The organism is Mycobacterium sp., assembly GCF_049647605.1.
Lineage (GTDB): Bacteria > Actinomycetota > Actinomycetes > Mycobacteriales > Mycobacteriaceae > Mycobacterium.
Genome location: NZ_JBARXZ010000061.1, coordinates 1 through 16,070 on the forward strand (window position 1 = coordinate 1; position 16,070 = coordinate 16,070).

Annotated in this window: 16 protein-coding genes; 3 read left to right on the top strand and 13 right to left on the bottom strand. The window is 67.1% G+C overall.

The window, feature by feature from the left end:
* From WBB07_RS08105 to WBB07_RS08155, 11 genes are all read right to left on the bottom strand, one after another.
* On the bottom strand, nt 1-802 hold an 802-nt coding region (locus WBB07_RS08105; protein WP_526306490.1), incomplete at its 3' end, for a serine/threonine-protein kinase.
* An 84-nt stretch (nt 803-886) separates the two neighbouring features.
* Nucleotides 887-1,537, bottom strand: a complete 651-nt coding sequence (locus WBB07_RS08110; protein ID WP_428371470.1) for a hypothetical protein — start codon at nt 1,535-1,537, stop codon at nt 887-889.
* A gap of 2 nt (nt 1,538-1,539) precedes the next feature.
* Entirely contained in the window at nt 1,540-3,330 is a 1,791-nt protein-coding gene (locus WBB07_RS08115) for an AAA family ATPase (protein WP_094295411.1), read from the bottom strand.
* Between the two features lie 3 nt (nt 3,331-3,333).
* Nucleotides 3,334-5,415 carry a hypothetical protein gene (locus WBB07_RS08120; RefSeq protein ID WP_419125620.1) on the bottom strand — a complete coding sequence of 694 codons (2,082 nt, stop codon included), beginning with the start codon at nt 5,413-5,415 and terminating at the stop codon, nt 3,334-3,336.
* The gene (locus tag WBB07_RS08125) at nt 5,412-7,955 is read right to left on the bottom strand and encodes an ATP-binding protein (protein WP_428371467.1); all 2,544 of its coding nucleotides are present in this window, start codon (nt 7,953-7,955) and stop codon (nt 5,412-5,414) included. The genes WBB07_RS08120 and WBB07_RS08125 overlap by 4 nt, the downstream gene beginning before the upstream one ends.
* Nucleotides 7,939-8,316 carry a hypothetical protein gene (locus WBB07_RS08130; RefSeq protein WP_419125617.1) on the bottom strand — a complete coding sequence of 126 codons (378 nt, stop codon included), beginning with the start codon at nt 8,314-8,316 and terminating at the stop codon, nt 7,939-7,941. The genes WBB07_RS08125 and WBB07_RS08130 overlap by 17 nt, the downstream gene beginning before the upstream one ends.
* 2 nt (nt 8,317-8,318) lie before the next feature.
* The gene (locus WBB07_RS08135; RefSeq protein WP_274381146.1) at nt 8,319-8,444 is read right to left on the bottom strand and encodes a hypothetical protein; all 126 of its coding nucleotides are present in this window, start codon (nt 8,442-8,444) and stop codon (nt 8,319-8,321) included.
* Nucleotides 8,445-8,452: 8 nt separating this feature from the next.
* The gene (locus WBB07_RS08140) at nt 8,453-8,734 is read right to left on the bottom strand and encodes a hypothetical protein (protein ID WP_094295596.1); all 282 of its coding nucleotides are present in this window, start codon (nt 8,732-8,734) and stop codon (nt 8,453-8,455) included.
* Nucleotides 8,735-8,805: 71 nt separating this feature from the next.
* Nucleotides 8,806-9,723, bottom strand: a complete 918-nt coding sequence (locus tag WBB07_RS08145; RefSeq protein ID WP_094295597.1) for a conjugal transfer protein — start codon at nt 9,721-9,723, stop codon at nt 8,806-8,808.
* A 2-nt stretch (nt 9,724-9,725) separates the two neighbouring features.
* A complete protein-coding gene (locus WBB07_RS08150) occupies nt 9,726-10,874 on the bottom strand; it encodes a hypothetical protein (protein ID WP_094295598.1) in 1,149 nt (382 codons plus the stop codon).
* Complete coding sequence (locus tag WBB07_RS08155) at nt 10,871-11,272, bottom strand: hypothetical protein (RefSeq protein ID WP_094295599.1); 402 nt, start codon at nt 11,270-11,272, stop codon at nt 10,871-10,873. Before WBB07_RS08155 ends, WBB07_RS08150 begins: the two co-directional genes overlap by 4 nt.
* A 116-nt stretch (nt 11,273-11,388) precedes the next feature.
* Here WBB07_RS08155 and WBB07_RS08160 point away from each other — a divergent pair, with 116 nt between their 5' ends.
* Genes WBB07_RS08160 through WBB07_RS08170 form a run of 3 tightly spaced genes read left to right on the top strand, consistent with a single transcriptional unit; the run spans nt 11,389 to nt 13,461 of the window.
* Entirely contained in the window at nt 11,389-11,763 is a 375-nt protein-coding gene (locus WBB07_RS08160) for a helix-turn-helix domain-containing protein (protein ID WP_094295600.1), read from the top strand.
* Nucleotides 11,753-12,529: a hypothetical protein gene (locus WBB07_RS08165; protein WP_094295601.1), complete on the top strand. Its 777-nt coding sequence runs from the start codon at nt 11,753-11,755 to the stop codon at nt 12,527-12,529. Before WBB07_RS08160 ends, WBB07_RS08165 begins: the two co-directional genes overlap by 11 nt.
* A gap of 44 nt (nt 12,530-12,573) precedes the next feature.
* The gene (locus tag WBB07_RS08170) at nt 12,574-13,461 is read left to right on the top strand and encodes a DUF5710 domain-containing protein (RefSeq protein WP_094295602.1); all 888 of its coding nucleotides are present in this window, start codon (nt 12,574-12,576) and stop codon (nt 13,459-13,461) included.
* A 29-nt stretch (nt 13,462-13,490) separates the two neighbouring features.
* Here WBB07_RS08170 and eccE read toward each other — a convergent pair whose 3' ends face one another.
* Together eccE and mycP are read right to left on the bottom strand one after the other, a co-directional pair.
* Nucleotides 13,491-15,038 carry a type VII secretion protein EccE gene (eccE, locus tag WBB07_RS08175; RefSeq protein WP_094295603.1) on the bottom strand — a complete coding sequence of 516 codons (1,548 nt, stop codon included), beginning with the start codon at nt 15,036-15,038 and terminating at the stop codon, nt 13,491-13,493.
* Nucleotides 15,035-16,070 (bottom strand): type VII secretion-associated serine protease mycosin (gene mycP, locus WBB07_RS08180; protein WP_526306488.1); only part of this gene is annotated, 1,036 nt, incomplete at its 5' end. The genes eccE and mycP, both read right to left, overlap by 4 nt.

Here is a 16,070-nt window from a genome sequence, read left to right on the forward strand (position 1 = left end):
CGCGTGCCGAGTTGAAACGGTCGGCCGGATTCTTGGCCAGCGCCCTGGCCATGACCACATCCATTTGGCGGGTCGCCTCTGGCAGATGATCGGAGATCCGGGGCGGGGGCTGGTGCAGGTGCGCGAGCGCCAGGGCGGTTGTTCCCTCAGCGTTGTAAAACGGCTGCTTGCCGGTCAGCAGACGGAACAGCGTGCAGGCCAGTGAGTAGATGTCAGCTCGGCCGTCGATCGCGTCGCCGGTGATGACCTCAGGAGCGGCATAGGCCAGTGTCACCGCCAGCGTTGAGTCGTCGCTGCCATCGTCTGGGCCACCTGCTGCCCTCGCCACCCCGAAATCACTGAGCAGCACCTGCTCATCGTCCGGCGACCCGTGAGCGAGCAGTACGTTCCCCGGTTTGACGTCGTGATGAACCACGTTGCGCTGGTGGGCGTAGTCCAGTGCCTTGGCGACCTCGCCGGCGATGCGGACAGCGCGTGCAGCGGTCATGGTCCCGGCCTGCAGCGCAGCCTCCGCATCGGTGCCGGCGACGTACTGCATTGCGATCCACAGCTGGCCGTTCTCGGCTTCGCCGCGGTTATGGATCGACACGATGTTCGGGTGGTCCAGCAGCGAGGCGATATCGGCTTCGCGCACGAACCGCTCACGGAAGGCCTCGTCACCGGAGAGGTCGGCGCTGAGCACCTTGAGCGCGTCGCGCCGCGGCAAGGTCGGATTCTTCGCCACATACACCGTTCCCGTGGCGCCGGTGGCCAGGACCTGCTCAATCCGATACCCCGCCACCAGCGAGCCCACCGCAAACATAGACACAGCATCGCCTACTGATGGGGTGGCCCGGCCGGTGAGGCGGGGCGTGTCCGGTGCTGCCTTCCCAATCATCCGTGGCCCTCAGCGCCTTCTGTGAGGCCCGAACAGTGCGTGCAAACGCGCTCGCGCCCCGCGTTTGGGCGCGCCGGAGGCCTCGCTTGACCGGTCCGGCTCGAACATCACGTGTGCTGACTGAACCAGCTCGCCGTCAGAGCCGGTGGTCAGCGATTCGGCGACGCGGTGCCCCTGGGCGGTCAGCGAGTCGACAAGCTGTTCATGCAGCCGATCGGCAGCAAAGCCCCACCAATCGTTCACTGCGGCCAAGACTCTGCTGTGTTCCGGCGAGGTGGGCCGGGCCGGCGGCGGGCTGTCGGTCTTCGGCATCCATCTGCCGATGTCTGCCAGCCAGGACTGCCACTGGTGGGTCAGCTCCACCAAGGCCTGATCGAGACCAGGTTGGTTCCCCACATGGTGAAGAGCCTGGACGAAGGCTGCGCCGGGCAGCCCGTCGACATCGGGCCCGGCCTGGGCACACGTGCGGGCGAAAGCGGCCACCGCGCGGGTCACGGCGAGCTGGGCGTTGAAATCGGCGCGCAATGACTCCACCGGTGCGCCGGCGTGACGCTCGGCGGCTTCGCCGACCTCCCGGTGCAGCTGATCACTAATGACCGTCCACCGTTGGTAGGCGTCCTCGACGGCCCTCAGCGCGGCAACTTCCGCATCGCGTGCCACGGTTACCCTTGCTCGCGGGTCTGGATTCCTGCACTGATGAGGACCTCGCGCAGAGCGTCGGTCATATCGGCCTCCACGACGGTCCGCAGCAGATCCGAGTCAGCGGTAGCCAAGTCGATCGACGGGTCGGAAACGATCCGCGCCTTCATCCTCTCCACCGCCTCGGACACCACGTTGCGCACGTAGCGGCCGTTGCCCGCGATGTCGACGAGCATTTCCGCCGGGTTCTCGGGATTGTTGGTCGAGGTTGCGGTGAGCCAGCTCGTGTACCGGTCAAAGGCGGCGGCCGCGCCGGGATGCACCAGTACCCGGAAGTTCTCGGCGAACATCGCCGCGATCTGGCCCAACTCCTCAGCGCTGTAGGAGCTGAACTCCAGTTGGGTGGGAAACCGCGACCGCAGACCGGGGTTGGCCGAGAGCAGCCGGTTCATACCGTTGGCGTAGCCGGCCAGGGCGATCATGGTGTCGTCGCGGTGGTCCTCGGCGAACTTCATGATGATGTCGAGTGCGATACGCCCGAAATCACGCTCGTTGTCGGCTTTGTACAGGTCAGGGGCCTCATCGACGAACAAGACGCGGCCCTTGGCCTTCTCCAAATACTGGCGGGTCTTGACCTCGGTTTCGCCGATGACGCCGCCAACGAGGTCCGGACGGGAGACTTCGATGAAGTCTGGAGAGTCCAGGATGCCCAGGCCGAAATACATCTCACCCATGACCCGCGCGATAGAAGTCTTGGCCGTTCCCGGGGGACCGACGAGGGTCATGTGCAGCGCGTTGCGCTGCCCGACTCCCTCGCCGCGCGCGGCCATCGCCCGGTCGTAAATCTGCACGTTCTTAAGCTTGTAGACGTGGGCCTTCACCTTGCCCAGGCCGATGAAGGACTGTAGGTCCCGCTCGGCCTTCTCGAGGACGGCTTCAGCAGCCTGAGCCTGCTCGGCTTGGCGCAGCTCCTCGGTGGTCGGCCCGGACTCCGGATCCCAGCGGCTGGTCCGGGCAGTGATGGCCTGCGCGGTGGTGGTCCTGGGTCCGAAGGTGGGGTCGGCCAGAGCCGAGGAGGCCTCGGGGAGAATGCGCCCGCCGACGCTGGCCCTGCCAAACTCGACGCGGGCGTCGTCCTCCCGGCCCAACAGACGCAGCGCGAAGCCGCGGTAGAGGGCCGCCAGGGCGGCGGCGTGCGGGCTGACTTGATCAGCGGGGACGCCCTTGAGCACGACTAGGCCGGCATCGAACTCGCCGAGACTGACGTGAGCGAGCCCGGCCATCAGGTCGGTGGCGGCGTCCACGGCCCTCAGGGTCCCGGCAACCGGCCGGTCGGCCCAGTCCAGCACGTCGGTCCAGCGCTGGGTGACGTAGTGCAAGGTGGTGCCCAGGCAGCGCCAGATGGGCGTCTGCGTGGGTTCGCGGGCGGTGTCGTAGGACTCCAGCAGCTTCTCGGCGGCGTCGTAGTCCTTCTCGCTCAGCAGCGCCGCGATGTAGGCCAGGGTGATCGTCGCCGCGGTGTAGGGGAACACCTCGATGAAGCCCGGCGAGGGCACCGAGGCCTCCAGAGCAGTGTCCTGCAGACCCAGGCGCCGCGTCTCGCGGTGCACGGTGGCGCTGGTTTCGTGGGCGTGGCGCAGTGTCTGGCTGGAGTGATCGCCGGTGGCGATGAGCCCCAGCCAGGCGTCGCACATCCCGGGGTCCATGCTGACCGCCTGGCGGAACCGCTCCCGCGCGGTAGCGGGGTCTGCTGGATTGCCGAGCAGGCCCAAAGCATCGAATCCGGCGTCGAGAAAGTCGCGCGCAGTGCTCATCGTCTATGACCCAATCTCTCGGGGTGGTCGCGGCGGTCGGGCGGCGCGAGGCGCCGCGGTGTCGTTCTGGCGGCGCTCGTCGATGTCTATTGTCCCTGCTGGGGCACCGTTGCCGCGCGGAGGTTGAGAGCCCGCATCTGCGGGCCGCCCGGGTGTCTGCGCCGTGCTGCGACTGGCCAGGGTCGGCGCCTGTGCGGGTTCACGAGAAGGCGCGGAGCCACCAGTGGTGTCCGGGCGTGGCTGGCGCAGCGGGGCCGGTGAAGCCTCACCCCCCGCCCCCTGGGCGGCGCGGGACGCCGAGTTGCTGGTGTTCTTCGCGCTCTTGAGCACGTGCCCGGCGGTGCTTGCGACACCGGCCGCCTTGGCCGCGGCCGCGACCGGGACGGCCACCTCGGGGGCGGCGACCTTCACCGCGCTCATTGCGGCGGTCGCGGCCGCCGATTTCACAGCAGACTTCGCCGGCGACGCGTCGTTGCCGGTCCCGGCTCCGCTACCGGTGACAACGGTGCGCCCCGTGCTCGACGAGCGCGGCTTGAACCACTCCATGCCGGGTGTGCGCCGTGCCGACGAGGAGCCAGAGCCATCGTCTTGGCCGCCTGCGGTGTCGTTACCGCCGCCCCGTCCCAGACGCGCACTCGCGGACTGCGCCTTGTCGCGGTACGAGCCCGCTTCGTTGCGGACGGCGCCGGTGCCGGCATGCCACGCGCCGGTGACCTGACGGCCGATGGTGCCCATGCTGTCGGCGTGGAAGGAGCGGTCGACGAACCGGAAACCCAGCCAGAGAACGCCGGCGGCCACGGCCATGATGAGCACCCGAGGAATCGCTGTCGCCGTGGATGCGCCGAAGGCGTCCGTGGTCAGCACCCAGGTAATGCCGATTGCGGAAACGGCGAGGTAGACCTCGAACACCATCAGTTGGATGACATGCATGAAAAGCTCTGTGCCGCAGTGCTTGGCGAACGCCAGAGCCCGTCCGAAACCCAGCATGCCGATGAGGAAGGACGGCCCGACCAGGATGCCGAAGTACAGCGACTTGATGCCGACCAGCATCGCCGACAGGCCGACGTAGAAGTAAAAGAAGGCCACCACGATCGCGACCAGGACCAGCAGGAGACCAATGGTGGCGTCCGAGCCCCCGAGGCGCTGGGCATAGGCCAGAGCCTGCGGGGCGCCGCAGTTGGCCATGGCGTGCGCCGGGCCGGGACCATCAACGCCGCCCGCGCTGGTGATGGCCGAGTTCCATGCCTGCCGGCATCCGCCGACGTCATCGACGACCATGCCGAAGTTGAGGACCTGCAGCGGATGGCGCACGCCCGCCGTCACGACGTCGGCCATCAGGGCATCCAGCTTGGCGTCCAGCGAGGTGCCCGAGGCGAACGGTGCCCCGGTGGCGGCCTGGGCGATCTCCAGCCCGGTGCCACGCCCCAGCGCCAGCAGACCGTGCTCGCTGTACAGGTCGCCAATGGGGTCGGAGAACACCGTGGCCAGCAATACCGTCAGGACAAGGGCGGTGCCCAGCATGGCCCAACCCCGGCCGGGGTGGCCACGCAGGATGTGGTAGCCCGCCACGGTGACGCAGACCGTAATCGCGATGGGGGCCAGCATCATTGAGCTGACCAGCGAGGCGACCGCGTTGTAGAGCGGCAGGCCGAAGGTTGCGATGGCGACCAGCCAGCCGGTGGAGAGCGCGAAGCGCAGAAACCACAGCGCAGCGGCCATGATGAAGATGAACGTCCCGGCGATCATGCCCAGCCACCATGCCGCCGTCGCGTTGTCGACCGCGCGTTCCATGGCCGCGGCCATCCACGGCATCCAGGTGCTCGGATCGATCATCGAGATGTCTTGACCGTTGTTGGTCGCGGCCTCCCGCGCCGACACCATCGACAGGAAGTAGAACGCGATCGGCACACCGTCGTTGTCGCGCAGTCCTGTCCAGCCCAGCGCTGCGGAGCCGCCCGCGGCGACAGCATTCGGCGCGCACAGCAGGGCAACGAACGACAGCGTGTAGGTCAGCGTCATCGTCACGAGGGTGCGTCGTGCGCGCGGGTGGTCAGCCAACCACAGGGTCAGCGCGCCGGAGGTCATGCGAAAACCTCTTGAGGCGGGGTGCTGTCGACGTCGGCGGCCATCTGCGTGGTGGGAGCACCCAGGAAGCGGCAGCGGGCCCGCCGGCCGCGCTCATCAACGATGAACCCCTCCCCCATTCGTGAGGGGTGAACTTTGCCGAATGCTTCGTCGTCGCTGTCCTCGTCGTCGGCCGACTCGGCCGGGCTGGTGTCCTCGTAGTAGGACTGCACCACTTCGGGGTACAGCTCGGGATCGACCCCTGCCCACTCCAGCGTCTTGGTCGCCAATTCCTCGTTGCGGATCGCGAACAGCCATTTTTGGGTGATGAACTTATCCCCCATCCGGGCGAAATCCCGGTAGTCCTGGGAAATCAACCAGATACCGGTCGCATGCTTGCGGCCCTGGCGGGTGATGCGGTGGGCGGTGCGTGCGCCCGCGGGATAGGCCATCAGCTCGGCAGCCTCCTCGAAAATCATCGTGGAGAACTGCTCACGGTGCAGAAACTGGTGACGCTGCACGGTGTCGATGATCAGGCCATAAATCGCCATCCCCGCGCGAGCACTCTTGGGCAGCTTGTCGTACAGATGCGGGTTGAGAATGTCGTCGGCATCGGGCAAGCCGAGTCGGTTGGTCAGCCAGATCGTGGCCAGTGACTCTGACGGTGAGTACGGCGGCAACGTCTCGTCGAAGATGGCCCGGGCGGCTTGCTGGGTGGACCAGGCCTCCAGGCGCGCGAGCAGCATGTCGTTGTTGGCGTCGGGCTGAGCTCGCAGGTAGCCGATGAGTGAGCGCATGGAGTGAATGCCGTTGGCTTCACGCATCTGTGGGCTTACCAGCAGCGTAAACCGATTCTCCATGTCGCTGTCGGCGGGAACGCCGATCATCGGGAGGATGTGGTTGCCGGCGACGTCGCCGGCCTCCTGGAAGGCGAACATACGCAGCGGGTCGAGGCTGAACCGGGAATCGCCCAGATCGATAATTGTCGTGTGGGTGACGTTGCGGAACGCCTGCCCCCATTCCCCGTGGGTGCCCGGGTCGAACACGTCGACCTTGCCGCCGCGCAGGACTACCTCAATCCCAGAAAGCTTGGCGCGGTTGGACTTCCCCGCTCCAGGGTCTCCGATGACGATCAGGCCGGTGTTCTTGTGGCGGCGGGCACAGCCCTCAGGATCGTGCAGGATCAGGCTACGCCGCAGGGTGTTCTGATTCTCGGCCAGCGGTGTCCCGCGGGAGTCGCCCACCCGCGTCGAGATCAGCGGTGTGAACCGGCCCCACAGGTGCGCCGAGGTCGGATCGCGGAACTCGTCAAGGTGTGCGTGCTTCTCACTGCCCGGATTGAAAGCCGACCACAGCTTGGACTGCGCGCCGCGCCACCGACTGACCGCAATCTCGGCCTGGTCGAGTTCGTGGCGGACCTGTTTCACCGCGTCCTCGCACATCTCCAAGGTCGGAGCGCCCACGGCGATCAGGGTGGCTACGTCCAGCTCCCGCTCGCTGGGATTGGCCTTGATCTGCGCGTTGTACTCGCGCGTGTTGGCCAGCTTGATGTCGAGTTCGTCGTCCTCTTCGATCATCCGGCCCCGTTGGCGCATCTGGTCTTTGATGTTCTTGGCCGCGCGCGCGTTGAGCGCTTCCGCGCGGTCGGGGCTGCGCACGGTGACGTGCTGCATCCAGTCGATGGCGGCTTCGGTGTCGACGTTATCGAGGGCATACAGGTACGCCGCCTTGGTGAACCGTAGGCCGGTGTCGGGGAAGTGCGTGACTGGCAGCAGGGCCTGATAGCTCCACGGACCGTCCGGGTGGTCGGCGTCATAGAGGCGCACGATGGGGCGCATCGTCGGCCACCAGGAGGAGCGCACAGCGTTGGCGCCCTCGTCGACGCCAGGGCGTAGGAAGTCAGCGGCGGTGAGCCGGTCTGGGCCGGCCGAGGCCGGCGGCATCGGATCGCGCAGGGTCCCGCGAAAGACGTTGTGTCGGTGCTGCCACAGAATCTGCAGTGGACTTGCCGGTCGGACGCTGAACTGTTGAGGCAGCGAGGCGACCACCTCGGCGGCCAGGCGTGCATAGGCGGCGACCGAGGTGTCCGAATCGACGTCGCGACCGACTACCCAGTCCTTGGCCTTCGTGGCAGCTCCGGCTGCGGTGCGACCGCCTTTGCCGCTATCGACGGGGAAGGTCAGCCAGCCGCGACGTCGCTCTTCCAGGAACACCGGTGCGCCCGCGGGTGCGGCGGCGGGGTTGAAGGTGGGCTCCCACAGTCGGCAGTGCTCTACCCAGCCTGGTCGGTGGCTGTGGTTGCCAACGATGTTGCGCATCAGTCGGTTTGGATCGGTGGTGTCCAACAGTCCGGACAGTGACCACCCCGAGGGCAGTGCGCGGGCCAAATTGCGGTAGAACCGGCTGCCCCGTTCGTGGGTGCGCAGCGGTCGCAGGACAAGCGGCAGCCCGTCGATGAGGTAGTCGGCATACACCCCGCCGCGGGTGAAGCGCAGGTTGCCGATCACGGCCAGCGGCGGATCGAAGAGATGATCGACGCGCGGATCAGCGTTGCGTGCCATGACCGCTCCTGGTCGCCGGGCGCGCTGCGCATCCGTTCTTGGGCAGAATCGACGCCAGGGCGAAGCTGGCGCGCGCGGCCAGCGACGGTCGCCGCTTGGGCATGACCATCCGCAGGATCACCGTCACGACGACAGCTGCCACGGCAGCGATGCCCAGGACGCTGAACCCGGCGCCTTCGTGAGTGCGGAACCACCACAGCGCGGGCAACATGATCATGCCGATCGCAAGGAGTTCGGCACTGCGGTACGGGCCGCCAGGCAGGCGGTTCCCGGTCGAGGACTCCCCGGCGTAGATCGGGACATCGCGGATGCCGGTGAAGACCTTCGCCGGCTCCCCAGTGGGTACCTCGTTGTTGGGCATGGTCAGCTCTCTTCGTGGTGGCTGATGAGGATGGGTTGGTTGTTCGCGTCGTCTATCAGCCCGGTGGTGGCGTAGATGAGCGCGGCGATGATGAGGAAGCCAAGCAGCGACGCGGCCAGCTCAGACATTCGTTGCGTCATCGCCCGTAGACGGAGACGATGCCGCGCTGTTCCAGCTCTTGGTTGCCTGACTGTTGGAAGCCGGCGACGTTGGCGATGATCAGCGACAAGATGATGCCGCCGACCACGGCGCCGATGGCCGATCCGATTCCCTGCTTGAAGCCGTTGCGCAGGCCGACCGCGATGCCCAGCGCCATGGCGGCCAGACCGCCGACGACGACGACGATCGAGAAGATCTCTTGGGACATGCCCACGATCCCCTGTGCTGCCAGAACCGTTGTGTTCGAGGCGATATCCATTGGTGTTCCCTTTCAGTGTGATGGTGGATGGACCGAGCTGGCGGCGGGGTGCCGCAGCTACGAAGGGATGTTCACCGTGTGCCCACGGCGACGGGGGTGGGCGGGGCATCAGGGTCGATCGCCGGAACCACGTCAATGGCCGCGACCGACCAGGCGCCGCCGGTGGCGCGCAGGGTGAGCGGATACTCCAGTGGCGTGGAGGTGTAGTCGGCTGCTCGCGCGCTGACCGTCACCCAGACCCGCAGCTCGCCGCCTTCGGCCGGGGCCTCCGGGACCGGGTTTTGCGCGCGGATTGAGGTCACCGCGGCGGTGGAGTAGGCGCGCAGCGGACCCAGCCCCGAGTCCACGGTGACGAATCGTTCGATCCCGTTGGCGTCGGTGAGGTAGCACGTGACAAAGCCGCTGATCACCGCCGCCAGAACGGCATCGTTGGTGATGGTCACCGGGTAGTCCAGCGACACGTCGACCCCGGGTGGTGGCGGGTCGCGGCGTGCCGGTTTGGCCATAGCCCGGGGAGCAGCACCGTTGTAGACACTGACCGGGAGCTGGTAGTAGCTGCGCACCGGAGGGGCGTTGGTATAGGACTGCTCGGTCACGGACACGATGACGCCGTAGGTCGCGACGCCAGGCGTCGTTTGGCCGAGGAAGGTCGCAGATGCAGCCTGCGCCGAAACGATCAGCGGGGAGGTGGTGGGCAGCGACATATCGGTGCTGTTGGGAAAGCAGCGCGCCACCTCACCGGCCCGACTGCTGCTGGCTGTCAGAAGCACTGTCACGCAGTCGATTGCGTAACTCTCCACCAGGGCGGTCTCGTTGCCCACCGAGCGCGCGGTCACTGCCACCGGGGTCTCGTCTTGCGGGAACACCCACCGCCACAGCGTGGACACTCCGCTGATGACCGAGCAGACCACGAGAATCGTCACGATCACCTTGGCGCTGCCTTGGCCGGTCGTGGTGAGTCGTCGCCGCCAGGTGTTGGTCAGTTGCATTGTCAAACCGCCTTGTGTCCAATGATTTTGATGCTCGACACGGCGAAGGTGCCGTCAGCCGGATCCCGCGGCGTCGACCCGCCGGGGAACACGGGGACTGGTGTCGGCGCGGCACCCTGGTTGCCGCCGAGAATGTCGCCCAGGATTGACGGGCCGGCGCTCGGTGGCGGTGCGGCCGGCGAGTTAGTTGGTGCGATCGCGGGCGGGCGGCTGGTTTCTTGGATGATCAGCGTGATCTTCGAGGCCAGCACGCCGGGGCGGATGGATTCCACGGCTTCGCCACGGACATTGCCGGTGTTCTGGTTCTTCACCGTGCGGTCGGTGTCGTTGAACTGCCACTGCACACGGGTGACCACGCGGTGCTGCAGCCACGGGTCCGGCTGATCCGGGCTGACCTCGGTTTTGTTGACTGCGCCCGGCACGATGGACACCGCGGTGATGACGAAGGTTCGTCCCAGGTCGATCTCCAGGACTTGACCGTCAACCGACCGCACACAGACCCACGGAGTCGTGGAGCTGGGGTCGGCTACCGACTGCGCTGAGGTCGATCCCGGTGGGCAGTCCGAGGACGCCGTAAAGGGAAGCGGCCCATCGGTGTTCGGGGGAGGGCTGGGTGGCGCCACCTCGACCACACGGGGCGCGACCGGGGCGGAGGCTGGCTTGGATGGTTCCGCGCTCGGCGAGTTGGCCATGGTGACGACGAGGGTGATGATTGTGCCCAGGACGGCCGCAGCGCCGAGCGCGGCGACTACCCACGGGGTGTATCGGCGCGGCGACGAATCATTGGAGGGAATGGCGGCGGCGTCAGAGGATGTGCTGTCTAGATCCACCACCGCACCGCCGACGTCGAATGACCCGCCGACATCGAAGGGTGCGCCGAGCAGTACGGGCCCGTCACCGTCGTAGTCGTAGTCATCCTCGGCATAGCCCAGCGGTGATTCCTCGCCGTCGCCGTCGTCATCGAAGTCTGGGGACTGTCGTTCGGACGCGGAGTCGTCGGCTGTGTCGGGCTGCGGTTCCTCGTCGCCCGAGGGGGGCGCCGATCGAGAACCGTTGTCGGCGCCGAAGGTGCCATCGCGGTCATCGTCATCGTGAACCGTGACCGCCCCGATGTTCTTCAGCCACTCGTCGTTGTCGATACCGCGCGTCATGGCCGCCGGCCCCGGACTGCGCCAGACGGGCGGTTTCCTGCGCGAGGACGCCGCACGTGCGTCCCCGCTGCGTGAGTCATGGCCGGAGCGACGTCGAGGTCCTCCTCCGTCTCGGGCGGCCCCCACCGCAGATGCAGCTCCTCTGCGGGATTCATCTCAGCGAGCGGTAGCGCCGCAGCGGTAGGAGCGGGCTGCGGGGGAACCGCGGGGTATGGCGCCCACTGCGCGGCGGGAGCGACTCGGCCGCGCCCACGCCGGCGGAGCACATGCAGCACCAAGGCGGCGAGCGCCACTACCGCCAGGACCGGGGCTAGCTGGACAAGTATCTGGACCAGTACGGCCACGACAACGGTCAGACCGACCGCCACCCCCGCCGCCACCATCAGCACGATCTTCACGTCAAGCCTCCCTCGAATCGGCTTATGCTCAACTCTGTGACCGCACCGTATCCATTAAGGGGCAAATGTGTCCACACTCATGGACGACTAAGGGCGAAATATGATTCTGTTAGCGCATGGAGGCACCAGAACAGGGCATCGAGCGGCTGCACCACTTCGTCACCGAGCGGCGACGCGCACTCGGCATCAGCCGCGCGCAGATGTTCGCCCGCGGCGGGCCGTCACCCTCGACGATGAACAAAGCCCTCACCGGGGACCGGGGGTTGTCTCGATCCACCCTGGAGCGCATCGACCGCGCGCTCGGATGGGCGCCGGGCTCGGCCGAGACTGTGATGAGCGGCGGTGCCCCCACTTCGCGCATTCCGGCGCCGAGTGACGCGGCATGCCCTGCGCATGAGCACGTGGTCACAGTCCTGGAAAGCATCCGGACCCAGCTGCACACCGCCGAGCAGCTGGTGGAGGATCTGCTTGGGTCCGGCCATGCCCGCTGAGGTATTTGACGAGGAGCGCCGTGCCTGGATCGCCGCGCGCGCCGGCATCTGGATGTTCCAGAAGCGCCGCGCCGAGCTGCTCGGCAAGCGCATCCGTGCCCGGAGCCGCGCCAAAGTGGGTGCCCGACCCGACCCGCACGACGATCAGGTGACTCCGCCGCTGATCTTCCGCACGTCCTCCACCACGACCGGTGCCCTCGAAACCGGTGTCGTCGCCGTCCTCGCCGCGGCCGCACCGATCGGCTGGCCGGCCGGCCAGATGCTGTACAGGCTGATCATTGGACTGATCCCCGAGCGTCTGCAGGCGTACCCCATTGCGGCGCTGCTCTGGGCCGCCATCATCAGCGGCGCACCCTTGCCGCTGCTGTATGACCCCAACCCCTCGCTGGCCAGCACGCTGCTCATCCCGTGGCTGCTCGCCCAGATCCCCGCCACCTTTGCCGCCGCCGCCACCTACGGAGTCCTCGAAGGATGGTTGGCCATCGACGGCTCCAGCGACTGGTGGCCGCTGACGCCCGCCCAACGCGACGTTGACGACACCCTGATACTCGGCCCGGCGCCCGTGTCGATGCCGACGCTGCTCGATCCCGCCCCGACTACGGGGAACCGCTCATCAGACGCCCTGCCCGTCCCGCGCCGAAGGCCGGCGCCGGTCAACTGGACCCGGCTTGCCCTCCCCGCCACCGTCGCTGGCGCCGGCACCATCTGGTACCTGGCTGCCGTGCTAGCCGCGGCCATAGCCATCCCTTCCGCGCTGCTTGGTTAGTTGCAGCGCCAGCGCTTGTCGCCCCGGTGAGCTGTAATCGAGGCATGACGGATTCGGGCACAGAATCCCGGCTGTGGTTGGAGGTACCGTTCTCCGAAAAGGAGGCCGCGAAAGCCGCCGGAGCACGCTGGGATGCATCCCGGCGCTCTTGGTACGCCCCCCGCCCCAACATGTCCCAGCTGCAGCGCTGGGCAGGCCGTGAACCACTTCCTGAGCTTCTGCCCGGCGAGGACCGCTCATTCGGGGCCGGACTGTTTGTCGATCTCATCCCAGAGTCGTGCTGGTTTACCAATGTCCGCAGTTGCGTTGTCGCTAGCGACTGGGACCGGCTGCGGAAGGTGATCTATCGGCGCGCTGGACAGAGGTGTGAGATATGTGGCGAGGGAAGGGACCCTAGCGCCGGTGTCCACCTTGAAGCCCACGAGCGATGGCTCTATGACGAGGCGTCAACGACTCAGCGACTGATGCGCTTGGTGTGCTTGTGCACCTGGTGTCACGAAGCGACCCACTTTGGCCTGGCCGAAGTGCGCGGCTTCCGCAGCCGTGCCCTGATGCAGCTAGTAGCCGTCAACGGATGGTCGCGTGATGCCGCCGAACTCCATGTCCAGCAGGCGTTTAGGATCTGGCAGCGCCGCTCGCGTATCGATTGGACGCTGGATCTGAGCATTCTCCGCGATGTTGACATCGAGTTGCAGCGCCCACCTGCAAAGGACGAGCGGCGAGAGGTGGCGGCAGAGACTCTGGAGGGGGCGCGTGGGGACAGAATGCTTGAGCAGGCCGCGTTGCCCGTCGCGGGTTGGTATTCCGACCCCTCGGCGGCTTTCGCGCACCGTTGGTGGGATGGCGCACAGTGGACTCATGTCGTGGCGGTCCACGGAAAGGCGTTCATTGCTGAACCAGGCCGCGCCCTTCGCCCCGCACCTGTCCGCTGATGAGGTCGTGCATGCACGACCTCTCCTCCTCAGTTCAGGAAGGTCTGCTCGTTGCGGAAGGTCACCGCGTCCAGGCGAGCGGTGAAGCGCTCGGTTTCGATGCGGATTCGTCCGTTGCGCTGAGTGATTCGTACGTCGGGCTCAACCGACCGGGGTCCCGCGCCGACGCTGATGCTGACGAGAGCGCCGGGGTAGGGATTGGCTGACCCGTTGTGCACCACCACCGTTGGGGGTCGCGGCGGCTGAGCGCGCAGATCGGTGGTGTTCCAGATCCGCGACGACGCGGCTGCCATGGCCCACCGGCGGCGCGGGTCATACACGGCGACCACTTCACCGCTGGCAGAGGCGCGGCGAATGAGCTGCCGGACAGCGAAATCGTCGTCGGAATCGATGACGATGCGGGTGGGCCCAGCCGGGTCGCGCAGCGGCATGAGTAGCAGCGCATCGTCGACTTTGCCCAGCATGACCCCCGACGAGCCGATGGCCACGGCTGCGTCGAGATCGGATGTCAACGTTCGCGCCGGCATTCCGTTGATCCGGTCGGATCCGGGCAGCAGCGCAGACAGCGCCCACCACTGGCGACCTGTGTAGCGGTTGAGGATGACCGCTGGGGGGGTGAGCAGCGGCTGCGCCGTGGTGAATCGCACCGTGGCCGACACGGTGATCCCCTCGCTCGAGCGGCGCAAGTGCAGCGCGAGCAGCGTGTGCTCTGAGGCGATTGCCCACATGTCATCGAGGCGTTCCGCCGTGAGGTCCTCAGAGCTGAGGTAGTAGCTGGTGACGTGGGCCCCACGGTGGGTGAGGTCTTTCCAGCCCTCGCGGAAGGTGCTCTCGATGTCTTCCTTGCTGCCGCCGTGCATGTCCAGAACAGCCTGGCGCATGTCGGCGGCCGTCATTGGTTCTGCGCGGCAACCGCTTTGGCGCAACGCACGTGTGATGCGACGGGTGACTGCGGCGACGGCGCCAGCGGCATCGGTGCGCCACATCAGCCCGGCCGTGGTGTCCGGAGCGCGGGTGTCCATGCGGATCATCAGCATGGTGCTGCGCTGTCCGGCTGCGGGTCGGTCGGCTAGGAGCTGGGCGTAGAACTGGCCATAGTTGTCACTGGCGGTGCGGCGGCCTTGAGCGATGACGTCGACGTCCACACCAAGTCCAAACCGTTGCATCTGCTCAGCAATCACGCTCAGTGGCAACGTGTTCGGGGTCTCAGCACCCTGCGGACGCAGCAGCGTGGGGATGTAGGGCCGACCCCACACGTTGACCATTGTGACCAGGGTGTGCTCATTGACGTGCACGCCCAAGGGCTGCCCATCGCTGTCGACGTCGACGTACTCGCCGGTTTCCACACGGTGTTCCTTATGGCGGAGCCGTCCGATGGATCGTGTGAGCCACTGCCAGGGTGTCAGCCGCGACACCTTCACCATCAGCAGCAGTGCGCCGAGGACCGCGCCGCCGGCTGCACCGGCCCACCATGGCCCGTCGAAGGCGATGGCGATGGCCGTGCCGACAACGGCGAGAATTTCGGTGGGCAATGCCGCGCGCAGATCGGCGCGCGCGCTCCAGGTGCGTTCCTTCATCGTTGATGCTTCCTTCGCCAGACAGTTGTCCCCCACAGCACCGCGCCAACCAGCACCACGCCAGCCCCAATCTGGGCAGCCAGCATGCGTGCCGGTCGCGGATCCGGCGGCGGTGGGGGTGGCGGAACGTGCAAGGGCGCTTCGGTGGGTGTCGGTGCTTTGGCCGGAGCTGGCGGCACGTCCCAGGTCAGTGCAGCGAGCGGGTCGACCACGCCGTAGCCGATCACGTTGTCGCGCCCGCCCGCAGGTGCGTGCGCGGTGGCCGTGAGTCGGTGAATGACTTCGGCCGCGGGCAGCTGCGGGAACTTGGCCCGCACCAGTGCTGCCACTCCAGAGACATAGGCCGCCGAGAACGAGGAACCGATGATGGGTTTGAACTTGTCCTCGTCGATCGAGGCGTTGATGACGTTTCCTGAGGTCGACAAGCCCACGATGTCAGACCCCGGCGCCGCGAGGTCTACCCACGGCCCGTGCAGCGACGCAGCTTGGCCCATTAGCGGTGTGCCGAAGTTGTCGGTGGCCGACACCGCCAACACGTAGTCGTCGAACCAGGCCGGTGAGGCGATGGTCACCACTTCATCCCAGCCGGATGCGCCGGTCGGTGGTGGCGGATTCTGACTGCATCCCTGGGTGCCCGCGTTGCCAGCGGCCGCGACGATCACCGCGTCGCGGTCGACCGCTGCATAGCGCAGTGCCGCGCCTAGGATTGCCTGGTCGGTGGGCTTGGTTACCGGGATGCAGGACACCAGCGAGATGTTGATGACTCGTGCGCCGAGGTTGGCGGCATGCACGATCGCACGCGCCAGCGTGTTGATGTCGCCGGTTCTGCGGACCTGTTCTTGGTCCTGATCGATGCGGGGATCTTTCAGCCCGAAGTTCTGCGAGCTCTGTCGGATCGCCAAAATCACTGAGTCCGGGGCGATTCCGACCAGGCCATCGGGGCCACCAGTCGGGGGCGGCAGCTGTGGATGGGGACGCTGCGGCGCCTGGGCGACACTGCCGCTGGGGCCCCACGCCGGAGGTGGCCCGGGC